At 74.8% G+C, this 25,906-nt stretch carries 21 protein-coding genes; 9 read left to right on the top strand and 12 right to left on the bottom strand.

The features are described 5' to 3' along the window. From HUT06_RS11765 to hutH, 6 genes are all read right to left on the bottom strand, one after another. Positions 1-540 (bottom strand): MauE/DoxX family redox-associated membrane protein, encoded by a 540-nt coding sequence (locus HUT06_RS11765; RefSeq protein ID WP_176195760.1) that lies wholly within the window; start codon positions 538-540, stop codon positions 1-3. Positions 541-679: 139 nt separating this feature from the next. Continuing rightward, entirely contained in the window at positions 680-3,400 is a 2,721-nt protein-coding gene (locus tag HUT06_RS45185) for an AAA family ATPase (RefSeq protein ID WP_176195759.1), read from the bottom strand. Between the two features lie 127 nt (positions 3,401-3,527). Further along, positions 3,528-4,877 (bottom strand): formimidoylglutamate deiminase, encoded by a 1,350-nt coding sequence (locus tag HUT06_RS11755; protein WP_176195758.1) that lies wholly within the window; start codon positions 4,875-4,877, stop codon positions 3,528-3,530. A 10-nt stretch (positions 4,878-4,887) separates the two neighbouring features. After that, complete coding sequence (locus HUT06_RS11750) at positions 4,888-6,087, bottom strand: allantoate amidohydrolase (RefSeq protein ID WP_176201303.1); 1,200 nt, start codon at positions 6,085-6,087, stop codon at positions 4,888-4,890. An 11-nt stretch (positions 6,088-6,098) separates the two neighbouring features. After that, positions 6,099-7,754 (bottom strand): urocanate hydratase, encoded by a 1,656-nt coding sequence (gene hutU / locus HUT06_RS11745; protein ID WP_176195757.1) that lies wholly within the window; start codon positions 7,752-7,754, stop codon positions 6,099-6,101. A gap of 83 nt (positions 7,755-7,837) precedes the next feature. After that, positions 7,838-9,382: a histidine ammonia-lyase gene (gene hutH / locus HUT06_RS11740; protein ID WP_176195756.1), complete on the bottom strand. Its 1,545-nt coding sequence runs from the start codon at positions 9,380-9,382 to the stop codon at positions 7,838-7,840. 80 nt (positions 9,383-9,462) lie between these two features. Here hutH and HUT06_RS11735 point away from each other — a divergent pair, with 80 nt between their 5' ends. From HUT06_RS11735 to HUT06_RS11725, 3 genes are all read left to right on the top strand, one after another. After that, positions 9,463-10,224: an IclR family transcriptional regulator gene (locus tag HUT06_RS11735; protein WP_176195755.1), complete on the top strand. Its 762-nt coding sequence runs from the start codon at positions 9,463-9,465 to the stop codon at positions 10,222-10,224. Positions 10,225-10,369: 145 nt separating this feature from the next. Further along, positions 10,370-11,275 carry an ATP-binding cassette domain-containing protein gene (locus HUT06_RS11730; RefSeq protein WP_176195754.1) on the top strand — a complete coding sequence of 302 codons (906 nt, stop codon included), beginning with the start codon at positions 10,370-10,372 and terminating at the stop codon, positions 11,273-11,275. An 11-nt stretch (positions 11,276-11,286) separates the two neighbouring features. After that, the gene (locus tag HUT06_RS11725) at positions 11,287-12,042 is read left to right on the top strand and encodes an ABC transporter permease subunit (protein ID WP_176195753.1); all 756 of its coding nucleotides are present in this window, start codon (positions 11,287-11,289) and stop codon (positions 12,040-12,042) included. A gap of 20 nt (positions 12,043-12,062) precedes the next feature. Here the strand turns inward: HUT06_RS11725 and HUT06_RS11720 are convergent, their stop codons facing one another. Further along, positions 12,063-12,683 (bottom strand): TetR/AcrR family transcriptional regulator, encoded by a 621-nt coding sequence (locus tag HUT06_RS11720; RefSeq protein ID WP_176195752.1) that lies wholly within the window; start codon positions 12,681-12,683, stop codon positions 12,063-12,065. Positions 12,684-12,776: 93 nt separating this feature from the next. Here HUT06_RS11720 and HUT06_RS11715 point away from each other — a divergent pair, with 93 nt between their 5' ends. The 3 genes from HUT06_RS11715 (at position 12,777) to HUT06_RS11705 (ending at position 15,885) form a co-directional block, all read left to right on the top strand. Next, positions 12,777-14,234 carry an MDR family MFS transporter gene (locus tag HUT06_RS11715; protein WP_176195751.1) on the top strand — a complete coding sequence of 486 codons (1,458 nt, stop codon included), beginning with the start codon at positions 12,777-12,779 and terminating at the stop codon, positions 14,232-14,234. A gap of 327 nt (positions 14,235-14,561) precedes the next feature. Next, complete coding sequence (locus HUT06_RS11710; RefSeq protein ID WP_176195750.1) at positions 14,562-15,074, top strand: DUF4189 domain-containing protein; 513 nt, start codon at positions 14,562-14,564, stop codon at positions 15,072-15,074. A 313-nt stretch (positions 15,075-15,387) separates the two neighbouring features. Next, positions 15,388-15,885, top strand: coding sequence for a DUF4189 domain-containing protein (locus HUT06_RS11705; RefSeq protein WP_176195749.1), 498 nt, complete (start codon positions 15,388-15,390; stop codon positions 15,883-15,885). A 73-nt stretch (positions 15,886-15,958) separates the two neighbouring features. Here the strand turns inward: HUT06_RS11705 and HUT06_RS11700 are convergent, their stop codons facing one another. Further along, positions 15,959-18,139 (bottom strand): MMPL family transporter, encoded by a 2,181-nt coding sequence (locus tag HUT06_RS11700; RefSeq protein ID WP_254715123.1) that lies wholly within the window; start codon positions 18,137-18,139, stop codon positions 15,959-15,961. Positions 18,140-18,267: 128 nt separating this feature from the next. Then, complete coding sequence (locus tag HUT06_RS11695; protein ID WP_176195748.1) at positions 18,268-19,227, bottom strand: YafY family protein; 960 nt, start codon at positions 19,225-19,227, stop codon at positions 18,268-18,270. Positions 19,228-19,290: 63 nt separating this feature from the next. On the opposite strand from HUT06_RS11695, the gene HUT06_RS11690 reads away from it, so the two are divergent. Next, positions 19,291-20,436 carry an epoxide hydrolase family protein gene (locus HUT06_RS11690; RefSeq protein ID WP_176195747.1) on the top strand — a complete coding sequence of 382 codons (1,146 nt, stop codon included), beginning with the start codon at positions 19,291-19,293 and terminating at the stop codon, positions 20,434-20,436. Positions 20,437-20,602: 166 nt separating this feature from the next. On the opposite strand, the gene HUT06_RS11685 is transcribed toward HUT06_RS11690, so the two are convergent. Both HUT06_RS11685 and HUT06_RS11680 read right to left on the bottom strand, forming a co-directional pair. Continuing rightward, a complete protein-coding gene (locus HUT06_RS11685; RefSeq protein WP_176195746.1) occupies positions 20,603-21,946 on the bottom strand; it encodes a carboxylesterase family protein in 1,344 nt (447 codons plus the stop codon). Further along, entirely contained in the window at positions 21,943-22,827 is an 885-nt protein-coding gene (locus HUT06_RS11680; RefSeq protein WP_176195745.1) for a VOC family protein, read from the bottom strand. The genes HUT06_RS11685 and HUT06_RS11680 overlap by 4 nt, the downstream gene beginning before the upstream one ends. 85 nt (positions 22,828-22,912) lie before the next feature. Between HUT06_RS11680 and HUT06_RS11675 the strand changes: the two genes are divergently transcribed. Beyond that, positions 22,913-23,863, top strand: coding sequence for an AsnC family transcriptional regulator (locus HUT06_RS11675; protein ID WP_176195744.1), 951 nt, complete (start codon positions 22,913-22,915; stop codon positions 23,861-23,863). 112 nt (positions 23,864-23,975) lie between these two features. Continuing rightward, entirely contained in the window at positions 23,976-24,914 is a 939-nt protein-coding gene (locus tag HUT06_RS11670; RefSeq protein WP_176195743.1) for a hypothetical protein, read from the top strand. 51 nt (positions 24,915-24,965) lie between these two features. Here the strand turns inward: HUT06_RS11670 and HUT06_RS11665 are convergent, their stop codons facing one another. Then, the gene (locus HUT06_RS11665) at positions 24,966-25,892 is read right to left on the bottom strand and encodes an ABC transporter substrate-binding protein (RefSeq protein WP_176195742.1); all 927 of its coding nucleotides are present in this window, start codon (positions 25,890-25,892) and stop codon (positions 24,966-24,968) included. Positions 25,893-25,906 lie beyond the last annotated feature (14 nt).

Raw genomic sequence — 25,906 nt, 5'->3', positions numbered from 1 at the left:
CTATCGCGAGGCCGGGAGGGGCCGGGTGAGGTCCGTGACGAGGCCGCGGTGCGCCCACCCGCACACCAGCAGCGCGCCGGACGCCAGCCCGGTGCCGGACTGGAAGAAGTACGCGGCGGCGGAACCGGGCGCCGCGGCGGCCAGGTTCACCGCGGGGACGGCCATGAGCAGCGCCCCGGCGAGCACGTTGAACCAGCCGAGCGGCCGGCCGCCCGCCGCGCCGAGGCAGCCGCAGACGGCGCCGCCGCCGCGGACGGCGCCGAGGACGCCGGCCGCCGCGAAGCTCGCGCCGAGCGCGCCCACCGCCCAGGCGCCGGCCGGGCGGGTGGCGGTGCCGGTCAGGGCCAGCGCGGCGAGGATCTCCACCGCCGCGAACGCCCGGACGTGGCCGCCGGTGAACCCGTCGCCCGAGCGCCGGAAGAGCGCGTTCAGCGCCCGGCCGAGCTGGGCCGGAGAAACCATTTTGGAGACGCCCGCGACGAACAATACGGCGGCCGCGGATGAATTGACGACGACGAGGACGGAATCGTTTGCAGCCATGCTGAGGACGACCTCGTGAAGAAGCGGGGAAGTGGGAGCTTTCGATACGCTCTTTTTAACCCGGCTTGATCAAGGAGTCAACGCTGTCGGCGGCCGGGCCGGAATTGAGTCGGATGCTCAACCGGCTCCGCGGGAGTGCTCATTCGGCGGCGGGCCGCTCGCGCGGCGCGGCGGGGGCGTCCAGGTCCAGGCCGCCGAGTTCGCCCCGGGTCCGGACGCCGAGCTTGGGATACGCGCGGTAGAGGTGGTTGCCGACGGTCCGCGGGCTGAGGAACAGCCGGTCGGCTATCTCCCGGTTGCTGGCGCCGGCCGCGGCGAGCCGGACGATCTGCGACTCCTGGTGGGTGAGGCCGGCGAGCACCGTTTCCGGGGCGTCCGCCGGGCGCGTTCCGCAAGCTCCGAGCTCCGCCCGCGCGCGCTCGGCCCAAGCACCGGAGCCCAATTCCTCAAACAATTCGAGCGCGTTGCTCAAATGCGTCCGCGCGGCTGCTCTGCGGCGCTCCCTGCGCAGCCATTCCCCGTACAGCAGACCGGTGCGGGCACGCTCATAGGCGTTGCCGTTCCGCAGCAGTTCCACCGCGTTCACGAAATGTCGTTCCGCCGCCGCGCCGGCGGCGAGCTGGGCGCGGCACCGCGCGGCCAGCGCCCGCACGTCCGGGGACGCGTCCCGGGCCGCGCGGTGGTCGAGCAGGGCGAGCGGGCGCGCCGCCCGGTCCGGCCGCCCGGCGCGCACCGCCGCCTCGACGCGGTCGGCCGCCTGGCGGGCGGCGCTCGCGGCCGGGCCCGCCGCGGGCACCTCCTCGGGGAGCTCCTCCAGCCGGGCCAGCGCCTCGGCGTGCCGACCGGCGCCGAGGTCGAGCAGCCCGAGCGCCCACGTCCCGAGGGAGGCGGTCGGCGCGATGTCCTCGGCGCGGGCCTGCTCCAGGCCGGCGGCGACCAGGTCCGCGCAGCGCTTCCCGTCGCCCTCCACCGCGGCGAGCCAGCCGAGCAGGCAGCTCAGGTGGGCCGAGCGCGACCGCGCACCGGCGTCGCCCGCCAGCCGCAGCCCCTCCTCGGCCGCCTTCCGCGCCTCGCGGTGCAGGCCCCGCCCGATCAGGGCGTGGGCGAGGACCTGGAGCGCGTAGGGCAGCCGCCCGGCCTCGGTGCGGCAGTCCCGCGCGAACCGCGCGGCCGCCTCGTGCGCGCCGGGGGCGCCGTCCGCGAACGCGATGGTGGACGCGGTGAGCCGGCGGCTCAGCTCGTCCGGTAACGAGCGCCGCAGGTCGGCGAGCCGCCCGGCGGCGTCCGCCGCGTCCGTCGCCGCGTCGATCGCGGCCGGCAGCCGGGCCAGCGCGGAGCCCGGCGGCAGCGGGAGGGCGCCGAGCGCGTCCAGCGCCTCCCGGGTGAGCCGGGCGTCGCCGGCGTGCCAGCCGCACCGGGCGGCGTCGGCGAGCAGCAGCGCGGCGCCGGCGGGATCGAGCCCGGCGAGCGGCGCGGCCCCGGCGACCAGCGCCCGCGCGGCGCGGCGCGGCGAGCCGCACTCGGCCTCCGCGACCGCGCCGGCCCGCGCCAGCTCGGCCCGCGTCAGCGGGTCGGCGGCGAGCCTGCGGGCGCGCGCGACCAGGTCCCGCGCCCCGTCGAACAGGCCCGCCGCGCAGGCGGCGCGGGCCGCGGCGGCGAGCCGGCGGGCGCGGGCCCGCTCCCCGGCGGTCAGCTCGGCCGCCCGCGCGTGGCAGACGTAGGCGCGCCGGTCCCCCGAGCACGCTCCGGCGCGCTCCAGCTCGGCCGCGACGTCCGCCTGGTACCCCAGGGACGCGGCGGCCAGGTGCCAGGTGCGCGCCTCGGGGTGCGCGGCGCCCGCGCTGTCGGCGAGCGCCCGGTGGGCGGCCCGCCGCTCGGACGGCGTCGCCCGGTGGTAGGCGACGGCCCGGACCAGCGGATGCGCGAACGCGATGGTCGTCCGCGTCGCCGCCAGCAGCCCGGCGCGCTCGGCGGGCGCGAAGTCGGCGACGGTCGCGCCGACGCTCGCCGCGGCGCCCGTGACGCGGGCGGTGTCGCGGGTGTCGTCCGCGGCGGCCAGGAGCAGCAGCGCCCGGGTCGGGGGCGGGAGCGTGCCGAGCCGGGCGCACAGCTCGGCCTGGAGCGTTCCCCCGACCGGGGAGGCGCCGTCGTGGAACGTGAACGGGTTGACGCACCCCGCGCGCTGGGCCGGGGACAGGGACGTCGCCAGCAGCCGCAGCGCCAGCGGGTTCCCCTCGGCCTCGGCGAGGACGCGGTCCCGCGCGGGCGGTGCCAGGCCGGCGCCGGCCGCGGTGCCGCGCAGGAACGCCGCGGCCTCGTCCGGGCCGAGGCGCCGCAGCCTGATCTCCGCCAGGCCGGACGAGCCGAACGCGCCCTCGTCGCGGGCGGCGGCCAGTAGGGCGGCCGGTTCGGCGCCGAGGCGGCGCGCGGCGTACGCCAGCGCGTCCGCCGACGCGGCGTCCAGCCACTGGGCGTCGTCGACGAGGCAGACCACGGGCCGGTCGGCGGCGAGCCGGTGCAGCAGCGCGAGGACGGCGCGGCGCACGGCGAAGACGTCCTCGCGGCCGGCCGCCGCCTGCGGCTCGATCAGTGCGCGCAGCCGCTCGGCCTCCGGTCCGCCGAGGCCGAGGACCGGCCGCAGCATCAGCTCCAGCGACGCGAACGGCTGCTCGGCCTCCGGCGGGAAGCCCGCGCAGCGCAGCACGAGCGCCCCGTCCGCCGCGTCCGCCGCGTGGTCGAGGAGCACGGTCTTGCCGATCCCGGCCTCGCCCCGGATGACGGCGGCCCCGCCCGCCCCGCCCCGCGCGGCGGCGACCAGCGCTTCCACCTCGGCCCGTTCGGCGGCTCTGCCCTGGAACATGGGGCCCCCACGCGTGCGGCTGCGGCCTTCAAGATCGTCCACCGCATGATCGCATGGCCCCGCCCGGCCGCCCCCTATCCCTGAGGTCTCCTCAGTGTCACCACTTCGGACCGCCCCTGGCGGCCCGTCAGCCGGGCCTGGTGACGTCGGTGATGGCCTCGGTGAGGGCGGCGGGGACGTCGTCGACGAGGAGGTGGCGGCCGTCGTGGACGATGGGCCGGCCGGAGACGACGACGTGCCGGACGTCGGCGGCGGTGGCGGCGAAGACGGCGGCCTCGGCGGCGTGGCCCGGGGCGGCGCCGGCGGTGCGGACGGAGTCGAGGTCGACGGTGACCAGGTCGGCGTACGCGCCCGGTTCCAGCCGGCCCGCCTCGGGCCAGCCGAGCCCGTAGTGGCCGTTGGACGTGGCGGCGGCGAGCAGTTCGCCGGCCGTCCAGTGGCCGCGGGCGCGGGTGCGCAGCCGCTCGTCCAGCTCGACGGCGCGGGCCTCCTCGAACAGGTCGATGACGGCGTGCTGGTCGGAGCCGAGGCAGATCGGCGAGCCCGCGCCGGCCAGCGCGCGGGCGGGGCCGATGCCGTCGGCGAGGTCGCGTTCGGTGGTCGGGCACATGCAGACGCCGGTCATCGTCGTCCCGAGGAGGCCGATGTCCTCGTCGGTGAGGTGCGTGGCGTGGACGGCGGTGGTGAGCGCGCCGAGCGCGCCCGCCTCGGCGAGCAGCCGGGCCGGGGTCATGCCGTAGGCGTCCAGGCACGCCTCGTTCTCGGCGGGCTGCTCGGACAGGTGCACGTGCAGCGGCGCCCGGTGCTCCTTCGCCCAGGACGCGACCGCGCGGAGCTGCTCGCGGGGCACCGCCCGGACCGAGTGGATCGCGGCGCCGACGCGGGCGTGCAGCCGCCCCGCCTTGTCGGTCTGCTCGTAGAGGCTGTCGACGCGCCGCGCCCAGTTGCCGGCGCTGCCGTCGCCGAAGCGCAGCTGCGGGCCGGCGAGGGGGCGGCCGATGCCGCCGGTGAGGTAGCAGGCGTCGAGGAGGGTGATCCGGATGCCGGCGTCGGCGGCGGCGGCGATGAGCGCCTGGCCCATCGCGTTGGGGTCGGCGTAGGGGGCGCCGCCGGGCCGGTGGTGCAGGTAGTGGAACTCGCCGACGCAGCTGATCCCGGCGAGGGCCATCTCGGCGAAGACGGCGGTGGCGAGGGCGCGGTACGACTCGGGGTCGAGCCGGTCGGCGACCTGGTACATCTGCTCCCGCCACGTCCAGAAGGTGCCGGAATGGGCCTGGACGCGGGAGCGGAGGGCGCGGTGGAAGGCGTGGGAGTGGGCGTCGGCGAGGCCGGGGAGCGTGAGGCCGGGGAGCCGCTGGGCGTACGGGGCGGACCGGACGCCCGGCGCGACGCCCGTGATCCGCTCTCCGTCGGCCTCGATCAGCACGTCGGCCGCCACGCCGTCGCCAAGCCAGGCGTACTGGGCATGCCACTGCATAGTGGGACCCTTACCCGCCCGCCAGGTCGTCCAGTACCGCGGTAAGGGCCTCCACACCCGCCAGGCAGTCCGCGGGCTCGGCGAACTCGGCGGGCGCGTGCGAGACCCCGGTCGGGTTCCGGACGAACAGCATCGCGGCGGGCACCCGCGCGGACAGCACGCCGGCGTCGTGGCCCGCCCCGGTCGGCAGGACGGGCGCGCCGCCGAGCGCCGCGCCGACCCGGTCGCGCAGGGCGCGGTCGAAGTCGACGATCTCGGTGTAGGACTCCTCGGCCAGGTCGACGCTCACCCGGTGCGGGCGGGCGGCGACGCGGGCGGCCTCGTCGATCTCCCGCACGGTGCGCCGGACCCGCTCCTCCTCGGGGCCGCGCGCGTCCAGCCAGGCGGTGACGGACGAGGCGATCGCGTTGACCCCGCCGGGCACGACGCCGACCTTCCCGACCGTCGCGACGGTGCCGTTGCGCTCGGCGGCCTCGCGGGCGGCGATGACCATGCGCGCGAACGGCAGCATCGGGTCGCGGCGGTCGGCCAGGAGGGTCGTCCCGGCGTGGTCGCCCTCGCCGGTGAAGTCGAACCGCCACCGGCCGTGCGGGACGATCGCGCTGGCGATTCCGACCGGTTCGTCCAGGGCCCTGCCCTGCTCGACGTGGAGTTCGACGTAGCAGCCGACGCGTCCGAGGAGGTCGTCGTCGGGGCCGATCGCGTCGGGGTCGAGACCGGCGTTGTGCATGACCTCCGCGAAGGTGTGCCCGTCACCGTCGGTCAGCGCGCGCGCCCGCGCCGGGTCGATCGCCCCGGAGAGCAGGCGCGACCCAAGGCAGGCCACACCGAACCGGGCGCCCTCCTCCTCGGCGAACGCCGCGATCCCGATGGGCTTCGCGGGCGTGGCGCCCCGCCTCCGCAGCTCGTCGACGGCCGCGAACGCGGACACGATGCCGAGCGGACCGTCGAACGCTCCCCCGCCCGGCACCGAGTCGAGGTGGCTGCCGGTCAGGACGGCGCCGTGCCGGGTGCCGTCGTCCGGGAGCCACCAGGCGAACATGTTGCCGTTGGCGTCGTGCTCCACGTCCAGGCCGCGGCGGCGCGCCTCGTCCAGGAACCAGGCGCGGCACTCCAGCTCGGGCGGCGTCCACGCGAACCGGTGGTAGCCGCCGGTCGCCTCGTCCCGCCCGACCGGCAGCAGCGCCGCCCACATCTCCTCGAAACCCATGCCCGCCCCGCTCATCCCAGCATCGGAATCCTGACGCCGCGCTCCCCGGCGACGTCGGCTGCCCGCTCGTACCCCGCGTCGACGTGCCGCATGACGCCCGTTCCCGGGTCGTTGGTGAGGACGCGCCGGAGCTTCTCGCCGGCGAGGGCCGTCCCGTCGGCGACGCAGACCTGGCCCGCGTGCACGGAGCGGCCGATCCCGACGCCGCCGCCGTGGTGGATGGACACCCAGGTCGCGCCGGACGCGGTGTTGAGCATCGCGTTCAGCAGCGGCCAGTCGGCGATCGCGTCGGAGCCGTCCTTCATGCCCTCGGTCTCCCGGTACGGGCTGGCGACCGAGCCGCAGTCGAGGTGGTCGCGGCCGAGCACGATCGGCGCGCTGATCTCGCCGCGCGCGACCAGGTCGTTGAACGCCTCGCCGGCCCTGTCGCGCTCGCCGTAGCCGAGCCAGCAGATCCGGGACGGCAGGCCCTGGAAGTGCACCTTCTCCCCCGCCATCCGCATCCAGCGGGTCAGCGGCTCGTTGTCGGGGAACAGGTCGAGGATCGCCCTGTCGGTGCGGGCGATGTCCTTCGGGTCGCCCGACAGCGCCGCCCAGCGGAACGGCCCCTTGCCCTCGCAGAACAGCGGCCTGATGTAGGCGGGGACGAAGCCGGGGAACTCGAACGCCCGCGCGTACCCGGCGAGCTGCGCCTCGCCGCGGATCGAGTTGCCGTAGTCGAACACCTCGGCGCCCGCGTCCTGGAAGCCGACCATCGCCTCGACGTGCGCGGCCATCGACGCGCGGGCCCTGGCGATGAAGCCGTCGCGGTCCTTGCCGCGCTCGCCGGCCATGTCCTCGAACGCGACGCCGCGCGGCAGGTACATCAGCGGGTCGTGCGCGCTGGTCTGGTCGGTGACGATGTCGATCGGGGCGCCGCGCCGCAGCAGCTCGGGGACGACCTCGGCGGCGTTGCCGAGCACGGCGATCGACAGCGGGCGCCGCGCGGCCCGCGCCTCCTCGGCGAGGCGCAGCGCCTCGTCCAGCGAGCCGGCGCGGACGTCGCAGTACCGGTGCGCGACGCGCCGCTCGATGCGCGACGGATCGCACTCGACGCAGATCGCGACGCCGCCGTTCATCGTGACGGCGAGGGGCTGCGCGCCGCCCATCCCACCGAGCCCGGCGGTCAGCGTGACCGTCCCGGCGAGGGTGCCGCCGAACCGCTTCGCCGCGACGGCCGCGAACGTCTCGTAGGTGCCCTGGAGGATGCCCTGCGTCCCGATGTAGATCCACGACCCGGCGGTCATCTGGCCGAACATCGTCAGCCCGAGCGACTCCAGCCGGCGGAACTCCTCCCAGGTCGCCCACTGCGGGACGAGGTTGGAGTTGGCGATCAGCACGCGCGGCGCCCACTCGTGCGTGCGGAAGATCCCGACGGGCTTGCCGGACTGGACGAGCAGCGTCTCGTCCCCGTCGAGGTCCGCCAGCGACCGGACGATGCCGTCGAAGGCGTCCCAGTTACGGGCCGCCTTGCCGGACCCGCCGTAGACGACCAGCTCGTCGGGGTGCTCGGCGACCTCCGGGTCGAGGTTGTTCTGGATCATGCGGAGGGCGGCCTCCTGCGGCCAGCCCTTGGCGGCGGTGAGCGCGGTGCCGCGCGGCGCGCGAACGGGACGGGGTCCAGACATGTCGGGCTCCTTGGGACGACGGGCCGGTGACGGCGGGTGCGGGCGGCCTGGCTACGACAGCGTGGGCTTACGACAGGGCCGGCTTACGACAGGGGGCCGGTGACGGTTTCGGCGGCGGCGATGAGGGAGCCGTCCCGCACCAGCGCGGTGGCGGCGGCGATCTCGGGGGCGAGGTAGCGGTCGGGGCCGGGCGGCGGGACGGCCTCGCGGAGCCGGGCGACGACGGCGCCGGTCGCGGGGCCGGGGCGCAGCGGGGTGCGCAGGTCCAGCGCCCGCGCGGCGGTGAGGATCTCCACGGCGACGACCTGGGCCAGCCCGTCCACGGCCCTGCGCAGCTTGCGGGCCGCGTTCCAGCCCATCGAGACGTGGTCCTCCTGCATGGCCGAGCTCGGGATCGAGTCGGCGCTCGCGGGGGCGGCGAGCCGCTTCAGCTCCGAGACGATCCCGGCCTGCGTGTACTGGGCGATCATGTGCCCGGAGTCGACGCCGGGGTCGTCGGCGAGGAAGGCGGGCAGCCCGTACGAGCGGCTCTTGTCGAGCATCCGGTCGGTGCGCCGCTCCGACATGGACGCGACGTCGGCGACCGGCACGGCGAGGAAGTCCAGCACGTACGCGATCGGCGCGCCGTGGAAGTTGCCGTTGGACTCGACCCGCCCGTCCGGCAGCACCACCGGGTTGTCGATGGCGGACGCCAGCTCCCGTCCCGCCACCAGCTCGGCGTGCTGGAGGGTGTCGCGGGCGGCGCCGTTCACCTGCGGCGCGCAGCGCAGCGAGTAGGCGTCCTGGACGCGGGTGCAGTCGGGCCCGCGGTGCGACTCCATGATCTCGGACGCGGCGAGCATCAGCCGCAGGTTGGCGGCGGACGCGGCCTGCCCCGGATGCGGCCGCAGCGCCTGCAGGTCGGCGGCGAAGACCCGGTCGGTGCCGAGCAGCGCCTCGACGGTCATCGCGGCGGCGACGTCGGCCGCCGTGAGGAGCCGGTGCAGGTCGCCGATGGCGAGGGCGAGCATGCCGAGCATGCCGTCCGTCCCGTTCAGCAGGGCGAGCCCTTCCTTGGCGGCGAGCCTGACGGGCGCGATCCCGGCCGCGGCGAGCGCCTCCGCCGCCGGCTTCAGGTCGCCGCCGGCGTCCCGGACCGACCCCTCGCCGATCAGCGCGAGGGCGACGTGCGCCAGCGGGGCGAGGTCGCCGGAGCAGCCGAGGCTCCCGTACTCGAAGACCTGCGGGGTGATGCCGGCGTTCAGCAGCGCGGCGAGCGTGCGCGCCGTGGTCGGCTGCACGCCGGTGCGCCCGGTGGCGAGCGTCCGCAGCCGGAGCAGCATCAGCGCCCGGACGACCTCCCGCTCGACCTCCGGCCCCGACCCGGCCGCGTGCGACCGGACGATGTTGAGCTGCAACTGGTCGCGCAGCTCCGGGGCGATGTGCCGCGTCGCGAGCGCGCCGAACCCCGTCGACACCCCGTAGACCGGTGTCGGGCGCGCCGACAGCTCCTCGATGTGGGCCCGCGCCTCGCCGATCAGCTTCAGCGCGCCGTCGGTCAGCGCCACCTCGGCGCCGTCCCGCGCGACGGCGGCGACCTGCGCGAACGTCAGCGCCTCCGGCCCGACCTCAACCATAGGAACACCCATACCCACCATTGGACCCGCCCAGCGGCGCCCGCCCCACCCCCGGGCGGCGCCTTGTGTCTCAGATACGAGACAATGCGGCCATGTCGCAGGTCCCCGCCGCCCGCCGCGCCCTGGCGGTGCTGCGCCTGCTGGCCGCCGCGCCCGGGCCGCTGCCCGCCTCGTCCATCGCCCGCGCCCTGGAGCTGCCCCGCTCCAGCACCTACCACCTGCTCACGGCGATGGCGGCGGACGGCTTCGTCGCCTACGTCCCGGAGGAGCGCCGCTGGGGGCTCGGCGTCGCGGCGTTCGAGATCGGCTCCGCGTACCTGCGGCACGAGCCGCTGGAGCGGCTGGCCCGCCCGCTGCTGCGCCGCCTCGTCGACCAGGTCGGCGAGATCGCGCAGCTGGGCGTCCTGCACGGCGCCGAGACGCTCTACCTGCTGAAGGAGCAGCCGCCCCGGCACGCCACCCTCGTCACCGACGTGGGCGTCCGCATGCCCGCCCACCTGACGGCGAGCGGCCTGTCGCTGCTCGCACACCTGCCGCCGGCTCAGGTGCGGGCCCTGTTCCCCGGCCGCTTCGTCGACCGGACGGGCAAGGGCCCCGCGTCCCTGCGCGAGCTGCGCCGCACCCTCGCCGAGGACGCCCGCCGGGGCTGGTCGGTCGAGGACGGCCACGTCACCGAGGGCTTCGCCAGCATCGCGGCCTGCGCCTTCGACCACACCGGCCACCCCACCGCCGCGATCACCGTCACGTTCCGCCGCGACGCGCACCCCGTGGAGACCTGGCCGCGCCTCGCCGCGCCCGTCCGCAGGACGGCCGAGACCCTGACCACCCGCCTCACCGGCCGCCTCCCCCACTGAGCGCCCCTGCCGGGCCACACCCCCCACCGGAGCACGGCCCCTGCCGAAAGACAGGGGCGGCGGGTGGCGTTCGGGCGGTGCGGCGGCGACCTGCCGATTCCTAGGTTCGAACCCGCAATGACCGACGATCCGGGTGGGAGACCCTTTGATCACGTTGCGGGGCCTGACGAAGCGGTACGGGGACAAGACGGCGGTGGACGGGCTGACACTCGAGGTGGCGGCCGGAAAGGTCACCGGGTTCCTCGGCCCGAACGGCGCGGGCAAATCGACGACGATGCGGATGATCGTCGGGCTGGACCGGCCCAGTGCGGGCGAGGCGCTGGTCGGCGGGCGCCGGTACACGGGCCTGCCGCGCCCGCTGCGCGAGGTCGGGGCGCTGCTGGACGCGGGCTTCGTCCATCCGGGCCGGCCCGCGCGGGCGCACCTGCTCGCCATGGCCCGCAGCAACGGCATCGACCGGTCGCGGGTCGAGGAGGTCCTCGGCCTGGTCGGGCTGGAGTCCGTGGGGGGCAAGCGGGTCGGCTCGTTCTCGCTCGGCATGCGGCAGCGGCTCGGCATCGCGGGCGCGCTGCTCGGCGACCCGCCGGTGCTGATGTTCGACGAGCCGGTGAACGGCCTCGACCCGGACGGGGTGCTGTGGGTGCGGGAGCTGATGCGCGGCCTGGCGGCGGAGGGGCGCACGGTGTTCGTGTCGTCCCACCTGATGAGCGAGATGCAGCTCACCGCCGACCGCCTGGTGGTGATCGGCCGCGGCCGGCTGCTCGCGGACGCCCCGATGGGCGAGGTCATCGCGCGCGGTCCCGGCAACGCCGTCCGGGTGCGCACGCCGGGCGCGGCCCACCTGGCGGCGCGGCTCACCGCCGTCCGGGCCGCGGTCCAGCGGGTGGACGAGAACGAACTCGAGGTGAAGGGCGTACCGGTGGACCGGGTCGGGCTCATCGCCTTCGAGGCGGGAGTGCCGGTGCTGGAGCTGCGTGCCGTCGAGGCGTCGCTGGAAGAGGCGTACATGGAACTGACCGGGGCGAGCGTGGAGTACGGGGTGGGACGATGAGGCGCGGCGGGATGCCGAGGGCACTGGCGGCGGAGTGGACGAAGCTGTGGTCGCTCCGGTCCACCTGGTGGGGCCTGGCCGGCGCGGTGCTGCTGATGGCCCTGATGTCGATGATCATGGCGACGAGCACGGTCTCGAACAACACCCACCCGACCGCGGGCGGGGAGCCGCCCGGCGTGGTGTCGGTGAGCGGGACCGCCACGAGTTCGGTGGACATGGTGCAGTTCGTCGTCCTCGCCCTCGCCATCCTGATGATCACCGGCGAGTACGCGACGGGCAGCATCCGGGCGACGCTCCAGTGGGTGCCGCCGCGCACCCGGCTGCTGTCGGCGAAGGCGATCGTCGCGATGGCGGTCATGTTCCCCGCCGGCGTGGTCCTCTCGCTGACCGGCACGGCGGTCGCCTACCCGATGCTCGGGAAGTGGGGGCGCCTGGACGCCGGCGACGCCGTCCGCGACGCGCTGCTGACGGGCGTGTACCTGGCGGTGATGAGCGCGTTCATCCTGGGCGTCGCGGCGATGCTGCGCAGCACCGCGGCGACGATCACGACCGCGTTCCTGTTCGTCCTCGTGCTGCCGATCACGCTGGTGAACGGGCCGTCGGAGCTGATGAAGGACGTCGCCGACGGGCTGCCGAGCACCGCCGGCCGGCACCTGATGAACGGCGGGGGCCCCTACCCGGCGGCGGTCGCCCTGCTGATCATCGCCGCGTGGACGGCCGCGGCGCTGTTCGGCGGGATCACCCTCCTGCGCCGCCGCGACGCCTGAACCCCGCACGCAACCGCCGGTCAGCCGGCCGCGTCCTCCCCGTAGCGGCGGACGAGCGGCAGGAACAGATCGTCGACGATCGACTTGATGCGCCCGGCCCGCACGGGTTCGAAGTCCATGAGCAGGTCGTGGCGCACCAGGTCGAACGGCATGGCGAGCACGGCCGGCGGCAGCCAGGCCAGATCGATCTCACCGCGGTCGTGGGCGCGCTCGTAGATGGTCCGGATGCGCGCGGTCCGCTTGTCGCCCAGGATCTCCTCGCGGACCTGGGCGGGGGTGAGCCCGGTACCGGCCAGCAGCCCCGAGAACGCGGTGGCCGCGACGATGGCGAAGAAACCCGCGCGCGCCTCGCCCATGCCGGTCAGCGCCGCGAGGAGGTCGCCGCGCAGGCTGCCGGTGTCGGGGACGTCGACCGGATGGCCGTTCCGGTAGTGCTCGAGCGCGGCGAGGACGAGCCGGTCCTTGTTGGCCCAGCGGCGGTACAGCACGGCGATGCCGGTGCCCGCGCGGGCGGCCACGGACTCCATGGTCAGCTTCGCGTAGCCGGCCTCGACGAGTTCGTCCCAGGCGGCGTCCAGCAGCGCGCCCTCAAGCTCGGCCCCGCGCCGCCGCCGGCGGGCCCCCTCGGGTGATGCGGTCACACCCTCACTATAAGGAAGGTTTGCCTTCCGTATCGAGGCGGCCGTACTCTTCTAAGAGAGGAAACCCACTCTTATTCTCCCGAGGGGAACGGCATGGCCCCAGAGAAGACGCTGTCACCGCAGGTCAGACATGCGCTGCTCGCGCTGATCGTCGGCGGGATCGCGGCGATCCTCGACTCGACGATGGTGACGCTCGCGATCCACACGCTGGCCGTGGAGCTGCACTCGACCGCCGGCACGATCCAGTGGGTCACCACCGGCTTCCTGCTCGCAATGGCCGTCGCGATCCCGGTGACCGGCTGGGCCGAGCGGCGCTGGGGCGGCAAGCGGGTCTGGACGGCCGCGCTCACGCTGTTCGTCCTCGCCTCGGTGCTGTGCGCGGCCTCCTGGAACGACACGTCGCTGATCGGCTTCCGCGCGCTGCAGGGCTTCGGCGCCGGGCTGATCTTCCCGCTGATGCAGACGCTCGCCGTGCGCGCCGCGGGCGGGCGCATCAGCAGCCGGCTGATGGCGGCCGTCAGCCTGCCGATCGCGCTGGGCCCGATCCTCGGCCCGGTGATCGGCGGCGTGATCCTGAACTGGCTGAGCTGGCGCTGGCTGTTCCTGGTCAACGTCCCGCTGATCGCCGCCGGACTGCTGCTGGCCCGGCGGTTCCTGCCCGCCGACCATCCCGCGCCCGGCACCGGACGCGCCCGCCTGGACTGGATCGGCCTCCTCCTGCTCGCCCCCTCCCTGGCGGGGGTGCTGCTCGGCCTCTCGCGGCTGTCCGAGGACGGCGAGATCGCCCACACCGCCGTTCTCCTGCCGCTCCTGGCGGGCGCCGCGCTGCTCGCGGCGTTCATCGCCCGGGCGGCCCGCCCGGGCGAGCACCGCCCGATCGTCGACATCCGCCTGCTGCGCCTGCGCTCGCTGGGCAGCGCCTCCGCCGTCCTCTTCACCGCCGGCGCGGCGATGTACGCCGGAATGTTCCTGCTGCCGCTCTACTACCAGCAACTGCGCGGCGACAGCGTCCTGCAGGCCGGGCTGCTGCTCATCCCGCAGGGCATCGGCGCCCTCGCCGCCCGCTTCGCGGTCGGCGGCCTGGTCGACCGCTTCGGCGCCCGCGCCGTGACGATCGCCGGCTTCCTCCTCGCCGCCGTCGCCACCGCCCCCTTCGCACTCGCGGGGCCGGCCACGAGCCCGTGGTGGCTGGGAGCCGTGCTCCTCCTCCGGGGCCTGGGGATCGGCGCGGTGCTGATCCCGCCGATGTCGGTCGCCTACCAGGACGTCGAGCCGGCGGGCATCCCGCACGCCACCATGAACACCCGGATCGTCCAGCAGGTCGGCGCCTCCTTCGGCACCGCGATCGTCGCCGTCGTCCTGCAGTCCCTGCTCGCCCAAGGCGCCACCAGCGCCTTCCAGGGCGCGTTCTGGTGGGCGACGGGCATCACGGCCGCCGCACTCGTCCCGGCCATCGCCCTCCCGACCGCCGAGCCGGCGAGCCACCGCCCGTCCACGCCCCAGAAGGAGCGGCCCGACCCGGCCGTCACAACACATCACTCAGCCACGTGAACCCCGTCGGCCACCTGGATGAGATCCATGAGCACCTGGTCCCCCTTGAGGAACATCCGATCTATTCGAACAAAGTGGCGAGCATTCCCCACCGGACTGAATTCTGTCGCCGCCCATGGCCGCCGAATGGAGGAATCGCTATGATCTCCCGGATGTCGACGCACTCCGGGGGCTTTCACCGTGCAACCACCACAACCGCCGTATAGCGGCCAGCCGCCTCACCGCCCTCCGCCCGGTCCGCCCGGCCCCCCTGGCTGGGGGCCGCCGCCAGGCGGTCCTCCGGGATGGGGCCCGAACGGCCCTCGGCCGCCGAAGGGCGGTAACGGGATGGTGGTCGCCATCGTGGCCGTCACGGGCTTCCTGCTGCTGGTCGGCGGCGGCGCGGCCGTGTGGGCCTGGTCCGGCGACGACGACTCCCCGAGCACGACATCGGTGGCATCGAGGCCTTCGTACTCGGGCCTTCCCACGCCGCCCACCTACAGCCCGCCGACGTACAGCCCCCCGTCCCTCCCCAGCTCGGACCCGACCACCTCCGAGCCCACGTACTCCCCGCCTGAGCAGAACTACGGTGCCATCGCCGTGGGACGAAACGGCGCGGTCGGTAAGGCCTGGGACTACGACACCGCGTCGGCCGCCCGCAGGCGGGCACTGAACGAGTGCCCCACCTCCGGCTGCAAGGTCCTCACGACCTTCGTCAACGGCTGCGGCGCCGTCGCCTACAACTCCAGAACCAACAAGTACTGGGGCGGCCACGGCTCCACCAAGGCCGCAGCCCAGCGCAACGCGATATCCAACGCGGGCGGCGGCCGCTGGATCGCCTGGGTCTGCACCACCCGGTAGGCGGGCGCGGGCCGCGCTCGCGCCTAAGGGTTCTTTCGAACAAGTGGCGGATTCGAACGGTGCCGCACTCCGCCGCCGGCCGATACCGGCGAACCGGGAACCGCGCGGACCACCGGCCCGTCCGATGGAGGATCCACCATGATCTTCCGGATATCAACGCACACCGGGGGCTTTCACCGTGCAACCTCCTCCACCGCCACCTGGCGGCCAGCCGCCGCACCGTCCTCCCGGCCCTCCCGGCTGGGGGCCGCCACCCGGCGGTCCTCCCGGCTGGCGGCCGCCGGGCTCCCCGCCGCCGAAGAGCGGCAACGCGATGATCGTCGTCATCGTGGCCGTCACGGGCTTCCTGCTGCTGGTCGGCGGCGGCGCGGCCGTGTGGTTCTGGACCGACGACGATGACCCCCCGAGCACGACCTCGGTGGCTTCGCGACCCACATACTCGGGCCTCCCCACGCCGCCCACCTACAGCCCCCCGTCCCTTCCCACCTCTGAGCCGACCACCCCAGAACCCACGTACTCACCGCCTGAGCGCAACTACGGTGCCATCGCCGTGGGACGAAACGGCGCGGTCGGCAAGGCCTGGGACTACGACACCGCGTCGGCCGCCCGCAGGCGGGCATTGAACGAGTGCCCCACCTCCGGCTGCAAGGTCCTCACGACCTTCGTCAACGGCTGCGGCGCCGTCGCCTACAACTCCAGAACCAACAAGTACTGGGGCGGCCACGGCTCCACCAAGGCCGCAGCCCAACGCAACGCCATATCCAACGCGGGCGGCGGCCGCTGGATCGCCTGGGTCTGCACCACCCGCTAGGCAGAGCGCCCCATCCCCGGCGTTGCGACGTGCCTGACCCGAGCCAGTGGGGTCAGGTACGTCGCACGTCCGATCAGGGCCTGTGGAGCAGGTGGGGACGACCATCGGGCTGCGGGAAGTGGTGGTGGCGCGGGGACGGGCGGTTCGGCCACCAGTTCCAGGAGCCCAGAAGCGCCATCAGGGCCGGCAGGACGAAGATGCGGATGACGACCGCGTCGACCAGGATGGCGGCCGCCAGGCCGACGCCGAGCTGCTTGAACTCGACCATGCTGAGCGTGCCGAAGATCGAGAAGACGGCGACCATGACGATCGCGGCGCTGGTGACGACCCCGGCCGAGCGGGTGATGCCCTCGCGGACGGCGTCCCGGGTCGGCAGACCGCTCCGGGCGGCCTCGCGGATCCGGCTCACGACGAACACGTGGTAGTCCATCGACAGCCCGAACAGCATCACGAACAGGAACAGCGGCAGCCAGGAGACGACCGCGCCGGAGGACGTGAAGTCCAGCAGGTCCTCCGCCCAGGTGTGCTGGAAGACCGCCACGAGCACGCCGAAGGCCGCGCCCGCCGACAGCAGGTTGAGCAGGGTGGTCGACAGCGCGATGGCGGGCGAGCGGAAGATGAGGCCCATCGTCACCAGGGTGAGGAGCAGGACGAAGCCCACCACCAGGGGCAGCCGCCTCTCCAGGTGATCAGTGAAGTCGACGCCCTCGGCGACCTTGCCCGTGACGGCGTACTCCGCCCCCGGGACGACGCCGACCGCCTGCGGCACCCAGGCGCGGAGCGTCTCCAGTGAGCGGCGGGCGCCGTCGCTGTTGGGGGTGTGCGGGGTGGCGATGCCGACCAGGTGCACCCGGCGGTCGGCCGACGCCTTGACGGCGGGACGGCGGTCGTGCGCGAAGAGCGGGTCGGCGGCGGTGCGGCGGGCCAGGGCGGTGAGGGCCGCCTCGACCTCCTCCGACCGGTCGGCCGGGGCGCGCACCGCGACCTCGTGGACGGTCCCCTCGCTGGGGAACGCGTGGGTCAGCCGGTCCATCGACCGGACGACGGCGATGTCGCGGGACAGGTCGTCCGAGCCCGGCTGCTTGAGCCGCATGTCCAGGGCGGGGGCGGCCAGCAGGAGGAGCAGCCCGATGGAGACCGCCAGGGTGACCGCCGGATGGTTGAGCGCGGGGCGCAGCAGCGCGGGCCACAGCCGCGACTCGCCTTGCCGGAGGGTAAGGCGCCACAGGACGGGGATCCTCGGGCGGTCCGTCCAGCGTCCGAGCTTGGCCAGCAGGGCGGGCAGCACGGTGAGGGACGCGAGCACCGCGACCGCGACGACGATGATCGAGCCGGTGGCGAGGGACGAGAACGTCGCCTCGCCGGCCAGGTAGAGCCCGGCCATCGCGACGATCACCGTCATGCCCGACACGACGACCGTGTGCCCGGACGTCTCCGCCGCGATCTCGATCGCGTCCGGCCTGCCCCGGCGCCGCTCCTCCCGCTCGCGCTTGAGGTAGAACAGCGAGTAGTCGACGCCGACCGCCATCCCCATCAGCAGGATCACGTTGCTGATCGCGCTCGTCGCGGGCAGCACGTGCGAGACCAGCGCCGACAGTCCCATCGCGGCGGCGACCGACGACAGCGCCAGCGCCACCGGCACGCCGGCCGCGATCACGGCGCCGAACACCACCAGCATGATCAGCAGGGTGAGCGGCAGGCTGATGAACTCGGCCCGCTCGAAGTCCTCGCCGAGCGTCTCGCCGAGGCCCTTGGCCGTCGAGCCCGTCCCGACCTGCTCGACGCGCAGGCCGGGGTTGGCCCGCTGCACCGCCGCGCTCTGCGCGAGCAGCGGGTCCACTCGGCGGTCGGCGGTCTCGGTGTCGCCCTTCATGGTGACCGGCACCAGCACGGCCGTACGGTCGGGCGACCGGACGGGGCGTCCGACCGACTCGACCTCGGGGAGCGCCTTCATCCGCCGGACGACGTCCGCGGCGGCGGCCTTCGCCGTCCGGGCGTCCAGTTTCCCGCCCTCGGTCCGGGTGATGAGGACGCTCTCCTCGGGCTTCTCGGGGAAGTGCCCGGACTCCGCGATCCGCCCGGCCCGGCCCGACTCCCCGACCCCGGACTCCGCGTCACTGATCTTGTTGGTGCCGGCGGCGCCGCCGAGCGCCAGGCACAGCACGACGAACAGGGTCCACAGCGCGATCGCCGTCCAGGGCCGCCGCGCGCTCCACCGCGCCACCCGGACCGTCACCGATTTCTTGATCTTCACGCGGACGACGCTATTTCCGGGCCGTTCCCGGCCCCATGGGGAAGACCATCGGATCCCGCCGCGCCACCGCACCCCGCGCCCTGCGGAAATCCTCAGGGGGGGCGAGGCGGGCGCGGCGCGGCGGTGGCTCACCGGGGCGGCGGTGCCGCGGCCATGAGGCGGGCACCGAGTGCGCGGACGTGTTCGGCCAGCTCAGGAGGCTCGTGGACGGTGAAGGGCGCGCCGATCAGCGCCACCCACAGGGCCAGTTCGTCGAGTGAGTTGGAGCCGCAGAGCAGCGTGCACGTCCGCTCGTCGACGGCCTCGACCGTGCCCGCCGTGGGCGGGACGCGGTCGGCCACGGCCGCGGCGGGGGCGTGGACGGTGAAGCGGCCCCGGTAGCGGTACGGGGCGTTGGAGATCGCGCGCGAGGCGTACTCCGCGAGGTCGGCGGCGGGCGGCTCGCGGGGGACGAAGCGCGGGCCGTTCGGCGAGCGCAGGCCGAGCCGGTCGACGCGGAACGTCCGCCAGCCGGCGCGGTCGGTGTCGTAGGCGACCAGGTACCAGCGGCGGCCGGTGGCGACCAGGCGGTACGGCTCCACCGCGCGGCTGCTGCCGGCGCCGTCATGGGCGCGGTAGTCGATGCGCAGGATCTCGCGGTCGCGGCAGGCCGCCGCGATCCTGGTCAGGGTGTCCGCGTCGACCGGCGGCGCGCCGGCGGCCATGGGCACCGTCATCGACTGCAGCGCCCGGACGCGGTGCCGCAGCCGGGACGGCAGCAGCCGCTCCAGCTTGGCCAGCGCCCGCAGCGAGCTCTCCTCGATGCCGGCGACGGTGCCGCCGGCGGCCGTGCGCAGCCCCACGGCGACCGCGACCGCCTCCTCGTCGTCCAGCAGCAGCGGCGGCACGTCGGACCCGGCGCCCAGCCGGTACCCGGCCGCCCCCGCGACCGCGTCCACCGCGTAGCCGAGTTCGCGCAGCCGCCCGACGTCGCGGCGGACGGTCCGCGCGGTCACGCCGAGCCGTTCCGCCAGTTCCGTGCCCGACCACTCCCGATGGGTCTGCAGGAGCGAGAGCAGTCTGAGCAGCCGGGCCGATGTCTCCACCATGCTCCCCAGAATGCCGCACACCTAGGACCGAAGCCGTCCTAGCTCGCCCGTAGCGTGTTCTTCATGACCTCCACTACAGAGATCCGCCCGTTCCGCATCGACATCCCGCAGTCCGCGCTGGACGACCTGAACGACCGGCTGGCGCGCACCCGCTGGCCCGACGAGCTGCCCGGCGTCGGCTGGTCGTACGGCATCCCGGTCTCGTACGTGCGGCGGCTGGCCGAGTACTGGCGCACCGGCTACGAGTGGCGGGCGCACGAGGCGGCGCTCAACGAGTTCCCGCAGTTCACCACGGAGATCGACGGCCAGAACATCCACTTCCTGCACGTGCGGTCGCCCGAGCCGGACGCGCTGCCGCTGGTGCTCACCCACGGCTGGCCCGGCTCGGTCGCCGAGTTCATGAAGATCATCGGCCCGCTCACCGATCCCCGCGCGCACGGCGGCGACCCCGCCGACGCCTTCCACGTCGTCGCGCCGTCCATCCCCGGGTTCGGCTTCTCCGGCCCCACCCGCGAGACCGGCTGGGACCTGCACCGGGTCGCCCGCGCGTGGGCCGAGCTGATGAGCCGCCTCGGCTACGAGCGCTACGGCGCGCAGGGCGGCGACAGCGGCGCGGTCATCTCCCCCGAACTCGGCCGCGCCGCGCCCGACCACGTTGTCGGCGTGCACGTCAACGGCGCGCTCGGCTTCCCGACGTTCGACCCGGCCGAGACGCAGGGCCTCACCGCGGCCGAGCAGGCCAGGCTCGGGCAGTACGCCGACCAGGGCGCGTCCAGCTACGCGATCATCCAGGCCGCGCGGCCGCAGACCGTCGCGTTCGGCCTGCACGACTCCCCCGCCGCCCAGCTCGCCTGGATCGCGGAGAAGTTCAAGGAGTGGACCGACCCCGCGCACGACCTCCCCGAGGACGCGGTCGACCGCGACCAGCTGCTCACCGACGTGACGGTCTACTGGCTCACCGGCACCGCCGCCTCGTCCGCCCGGCTCTACAAGGAGGGCGCGGCGCGATGGGGGGCGCCGACGGAGCGCTCGGACGTCCCGCACGGGGTCGCGGTCTTCCCCGGCGACGGCGGCATCCGGCGCATCGCCGAGCGGGAGCACAACGTCGTCCACTGGTCGGAGTTCGACCGGGGCGGCCACTTCGCCGCGATGGAGGCTCCCGACCTGCTGATCGAGGACGTCCGGGCGTTCTTCCGCAAGGTCCGCTGAACCCGGGACCGCCCACCCGGGGGCTCCATCCTCGACCGCCGCGGCGCGCGGCGGCGGCCGCACGGTCTGGACGGAGATCGCCCCCTACCGGCGCGACGGGATCTACCCGTCCGACCACGACCCCGTGATCGCCCACCTGAAGCTCGGCTGACGCCCCCGCGGCCGGTCAGGTGAAGCGGTGGACGGTGCCGGCGGGCACGCCGGGGTCGCCGTCGCGGACGAAACCGGTCCAGGCGCGGCGCACCCGGTCGACCAGGCCGGCGGGCCGCTCACCGGCGAGCATGGGCGCGTCCCGCCAGGCCTGCGCGGTGCCGAGGGTGAACGACAGCTCGATGCAGTGGCAGGCGCCGTAGGGGCTGTCCACCGGATGCCAGTCGAAGCGGTACAGCCAGGGCGTGGCCCCGTGCTCGACGAGCGTCCGCGCCAGCCGCCGCGCCGGTTCGCCGAACAACTGCTCGGTGGCCAGGTCGATGGCGATCCGCGTGGCCGTCCGCCCGTCGGGTGCGGCGCGGCCGGGGTCGCCGAACCAGTCGGTGGCGATGCGGGCGAGGTCGTCCTGGCTCAGCGCCGCGACCTGGTCGTCGAGGGCGAGGAACGCCGCCGCCTCGTCGCGGGTGGTGCCCATCAGCAGCTCGACGCCGCCGGCGGCGCGCGCGCCGACCTCGGCCACCGGGTCGGCCGCGACCAGGTCGCCGTCGGCGACCAGCTGGAACGGCGGGACGGCGCTGAGCGGGACGGCGGTGCGGCGGGCGACCGCGCCCTGGGCGGCCAGCAGCCCGGCGACCGGCACGCGGCCGAGCCGGCCGGCCTGGCCGGGCTCGATGCCCAGTTCGTCCAGCAGCAGGCGGCCGGTGCGCTCGGCATCGTCGGCCGCGTCGGGGAGCATGCCCGCGGGGGTGCTCTGCAGGATCGCGCGCCGGAACAGCCCGCCGGCCCGCCCGCCGGACAGCAGCGCCAGGATGGACTGGGCGCCGGCGGACTGGCCCGACACCGTGACGTCGCCCGGGTCGCCGCCGAACGCGGCGATGTTGTCGCGGATCCAGTGCAGCGCCGCGAGCTGGTCGCGCAGCCCGAGGTTCCCCTCGCTCACTCCGGGCAGGCGGAGGAAGCCGAGCGCGCCGAGGCGGTAGTTGAGCGTCACCACGACGACGTCGCCCTGGGCCGCCAGTTCGGCGCCGTCGTACCAGCCGATCGATCCCGAGCCGCTCATGTATCCGCCGCCGTGCAGGAAGACCAGGACGGGGTGACCGTCGCCCGGCGGCGCCCACACGTTCAGGTACAGGCACTGCTCGGCCTGCGGCGTCTGGAAGGCGCCCATCACGCGTTCCAGGCGGGACGGGTGCTGCGGTGCGGCCGGGCCGGGCGCGGCGGCGTCCCGGACGCCGGGCCGCGGCGGCACCGGCCTGGGTGCGGCGAACCGGTCGGCGAGGGCGTAGGGGATGCCGCGGAAGGCGGTGACCGGGCCGGCGGGGACGCCGCGGACGCGGCCCGCGGCCGTTTCGGCGATCATCGGGCGGTGAAGACCAGGGCGGCGCCGTGGGCGTCGCGGGCGGACACGGTGAAGCCGTCGGCGGTGGCGCGGGTCGCGGTGCCCGCAGCCTCGACGATCGCGCGCGCGGCGGCGACGTCGTCCACCGCGACGGTCATCGCGGCCAGGTAGGACCTGGCCGGGGCGGGCTCGCCGGGCAGCACCTCCTCCGCGCGGGAGGCCCGGACGAGCTCCAGCCGCCCGGCCGCCAGGTCCAGCACCGTGCGCGGCCCCTGCGTCCTGGGCTCGGCCCGCAGGATGCGGGCGTACCGGGCGGTGACCGCGCCGGCCTCGGCGTCGTCGACCACGATCAGCACCGCCTCCAGGGCGCGCGCGCCGTTGGGATGCCGCAGGTGGCGCGGCTGGTGGACGTACTCGCGGGTGAGGTGCTGCGCGATCCCCACGTACGCCTCCGGGGTCGTGCGCGGGTCCAGGTGCAGGGCGCGGGCCCGCATGGTGCGGGTCCCGTCCTCGGTGTCGACGTCGCGTTCGAGGTCGAGGACGCCGGAGGTGCGCAGCCCGCCGGCGGTCAGCCGCCGGTCGGTGGCCTCGGCGTCGCCGGTGTCGAAGTTCAGCAGCCGGAACCCCTCGTAGTCGGCGACCATCGCCTTGGTGCGCCAGGGGTCGGGCGCCGACTCGTCCACGATGCCCAGCAGTTCGATGTAGGCCCCGCCGAAGAGCGCGCACCGGTTCGCCGTGCATCCCGGCACCGGCGGCTCGCCGGGACGCTCGTTCAGCAGGTGCCGGGAACGGGGGCTCAGTGTGAACCCGAAGGAGAGGTAGGTGCGCTCCAGCGCGTCCAGATCGCGGGTCACGATGCCGGCGTGGTGGAAGCCGCGGATGTCGTGCGTGTCGTCTGCCATACGCAGATGCTGCGCCCGCGACCGCCGTCCCGTCCCCCACGGGCGCCGCAGACGCCGGGATCCGACATCGACGTACCATCATCGGGTGGATTCGGTCATCCTCGACCCGGTCGACCTGCGGCTGCTGCACGCGCTCCACGTCGACGGGCGCGCCCCCTTCAGCAGGATCGCCGGCGTGCTCGACGTCTCCGACCGGACGCTGGCCCGCCGCTTCGCCCGGCTGCGCGCCGCCGGCGCCGCCCGCGTCACCGCCGTGGTCGACACGCGCGGCCTCGGCCACGCCGAATGGCTGGTGCGCCTGCGCGTGCCGCCCGCCGCCGCCGGCGCGCTGGCCGGGTCGCTGGCGCGGCGGCCCGACACCGCGTGGGTGACCGTGCTGTCGAGCGGCACCGAGATCATCTGCATCCTGCGCGCGCCCGCCGGGCGGCCCGCCCCGCTCGCGTCGCTGACCCGGCACCCGCGGATCCTCGACGTGCGGGCGGACCGGCTGCTGCGCCATCTGATGGACGGCCGCTGGTTCGGCCGGACATCGGCGCTCACCGCAGAACAGGTCGCCGCGCTCCGGCCGCCCGCATCCGACGGCACCGGCCCGGTCGTCCTCGGCGACCTCGACCGGGGGCTGCTGCCCGCCCTGGCCGCCGACGGCCGGGCCGCCCACCCGAGCCTGGCGCGCCGCCTCGGCTGGTCGGAGTCGGCGGTCCGCCGCCGGCTGGAGGCCCTGCGCCGGTCCGGCACGCTGCACTTCGACGTCGAGGTCGACCCGGCGCTGCTCGGCTTCTCGGCCCAGTGCCTGCTGTGGCTGACCGTCGTCCCGTCCCGGCTCGCCGCCACCGCCCGGGCCCTGGCCGGCGACGCCGAAGCGGCCTTCGTCGGCGCGACCACCGGGCCGCACAACCTCATGGCCATCGCCGTCTGCCGCGACGAGGACGCCCTCTACACCTACCTCGCCGGCCGGATCGGGGCGCTGGACGGCGTCGAGCGCGTGGAGACCGCCCCGATCACGTCGTACAGCAAGCGCGCCGCTCCGGCGTCCTGACCGTGCCGCCCGCGTCGGCGGTAGGCTGCCGCATCTCCGGAGGCACCGGGACGATTGGGGACCCCTCATGGGTGAGCACTCCGCCTGGCTGGGCGAGCGACGTCATTGCTGGATGAGGATGTCGAGCTTCCGGGAGGCACCGGGGTTCGGCGAGCTGCCCCAGGGCCGGGGGCAGGGCGGCGAGCTGCCGCAGGGCGTCCGGGCACGCCAGTTCCGGGCCGGGGTCCTGATCGCCGACGACCTCCGCGCGGGGGCGCTGATCAGGGAGAAGGTCATCGGGACGCGGCTGGAGGCGCGGGCGGAGATCGGCCAGTTCCGCCGGTCGGCGGTGGCGGCCGGGCACGGCGACGTCCGCGTGGACGACCAGTTCGAGTTCTACACCCGCGCCGAACCCGCGGTCGGCTGCTGGGCCGTGCCGCCCGAGCGGGAACTCCCCCTCGGGCGGGCGACCGTGCGCGGGACGGCCGGCGACCCACTGGCGGGGCCGGGCGCGCTGGCCGACGCGGTCGAGGGACGTCTGCGGGCGGGTGACCGGGTGCGGGTCGTGCGCGGCGGCCGCCCGCTCGCCGACGCGCTACGGCTTCTGCTCCTGACCGACGACGCCGGGCAGCCGCTGAACGAGCTGGCAGCGGGCGGGCAAGGGGCCCTCTACCTCGGACATCCCGACCTGCGCGCCGGAGACACCGTCCTCGCCTACGCCGTGCCCGCGCCGGAATCGACGGAGGAGCGGACGTCCACGCTCAGCGTCACCGACATCGAGGCCACCGGTTCCGTGACCCGCACCATCGTCCTGCCGATCAGGGACTACGTGCTGTCGGCGAACCCGGCCGAGGGGCTCGCGGCGGGGCACCGCGCCCGCATCCTGCGCGACAAGACCGTCATCGCCGACGGAGCGACCATCCGCAGCGTGGTCACGCAGGGGCTGCTGGAGCAGTCACTGCGCTCGGGCCCCAACTCCAAGATGCGGGTCGCCATCGACTTCCCCGACCTGCGCGAAGGCGACTGGATCGAGCCGTACCGGACCGTCCCCATGCCCCCGCAGTCACTGTGACCGGCAAGAGCCCGCCGCGCGGCGCGCGGCGGGCTCTTATGAGGGTGGGCGTCAGGCCAGGCCGGACTTCTTCAGCCAGTCCTCGGCGACCTTCTCCTGGTCGTCCTTGTCGATGGCGATGCGCTTCATCATGTCCAGGAGGTCCTGGGTGGTGAGCTTGGCGGAGACGCCGTTGAGGGCCGCCTTCGCCTGGTCGTTCACCGCCTCCTTGTTGATCAGCGGCGTGACGTTCTGGGCGCTGAAGACGTTCTCCGGGTCCTCCAGGACGACCAGCTTGTTCTGCTGGATGGTCGGGTCGGTGGTGAACAGGTCGGCGGCCTGGATCTTGTTCTCGGTGAGCAGCTTCACCAGGGTGGCCTGGGCGCCCGCGTCGAACGGCTGGAACTTCTTGAACTCCAGGCCGTAGACCTTCTGGAGGCCGACGAGGCCCTGCTGGCGGGTCTTGAACTCCGACGGCCCGGCGATGACGAGGTCCTTGGCGACCGGCTTGAGGTCGGCGATGGACTTCAGGCTGTACTTGGCGGCCGTCTGCGGGTTGACCGTCACGGAGTCCTTGTCCTCGGCCTGGGCCGAGTCGAGGATCTCCACGGACGGCGGCAGCTTGGCCTTGAGGGCGGCGTTGATCTCCTCGGTGGTCGCGGCGGTGCTGCTCTTGTCGACCGAGGTGGTGAGCAGCGCGCCGTTGTACTCCGGCATCACGCTGATGCCGCCCTTGACGACCTGGTCGTAGTAGATCTCGCGGGCGCCGATGTTGAACTTGCGGATCACCTTGAGGCCCTTGGCCTCCAGCGCCTGCGCGTAGACCTCGCCGAGCAGGTTGCTCTCGGGGAAGTTGGCGCCGCCGACGGTGATCGTGCCGCTCTTGCCGCCCCCGGCGAGCGGGTTCTTGTCGTCGCCGGACGAGTCCCCGCCGCCGCAGGCCGACAGCGTGAGGGCGGCCGCGAGGCCGATCGCCGCGCCACGGATGAGTTTCTTCATGGTCCTTGTCCTTC

It is taken from the genome of Actinomadura sp. NAK00032, assembly GCF_013364275.1.
In the GTDB taxonomy this organism is placed as follows: domain Bacteria; phylum Actinomycetota; class Actinomycetes; order Streptosporangiales; family Streptosporangiaceae; genus Spirillospora.
Note: the sequence above shows the minus strand (reverse complement) of the source record. Positions and strands in the feature narration are given on the sequence as shown.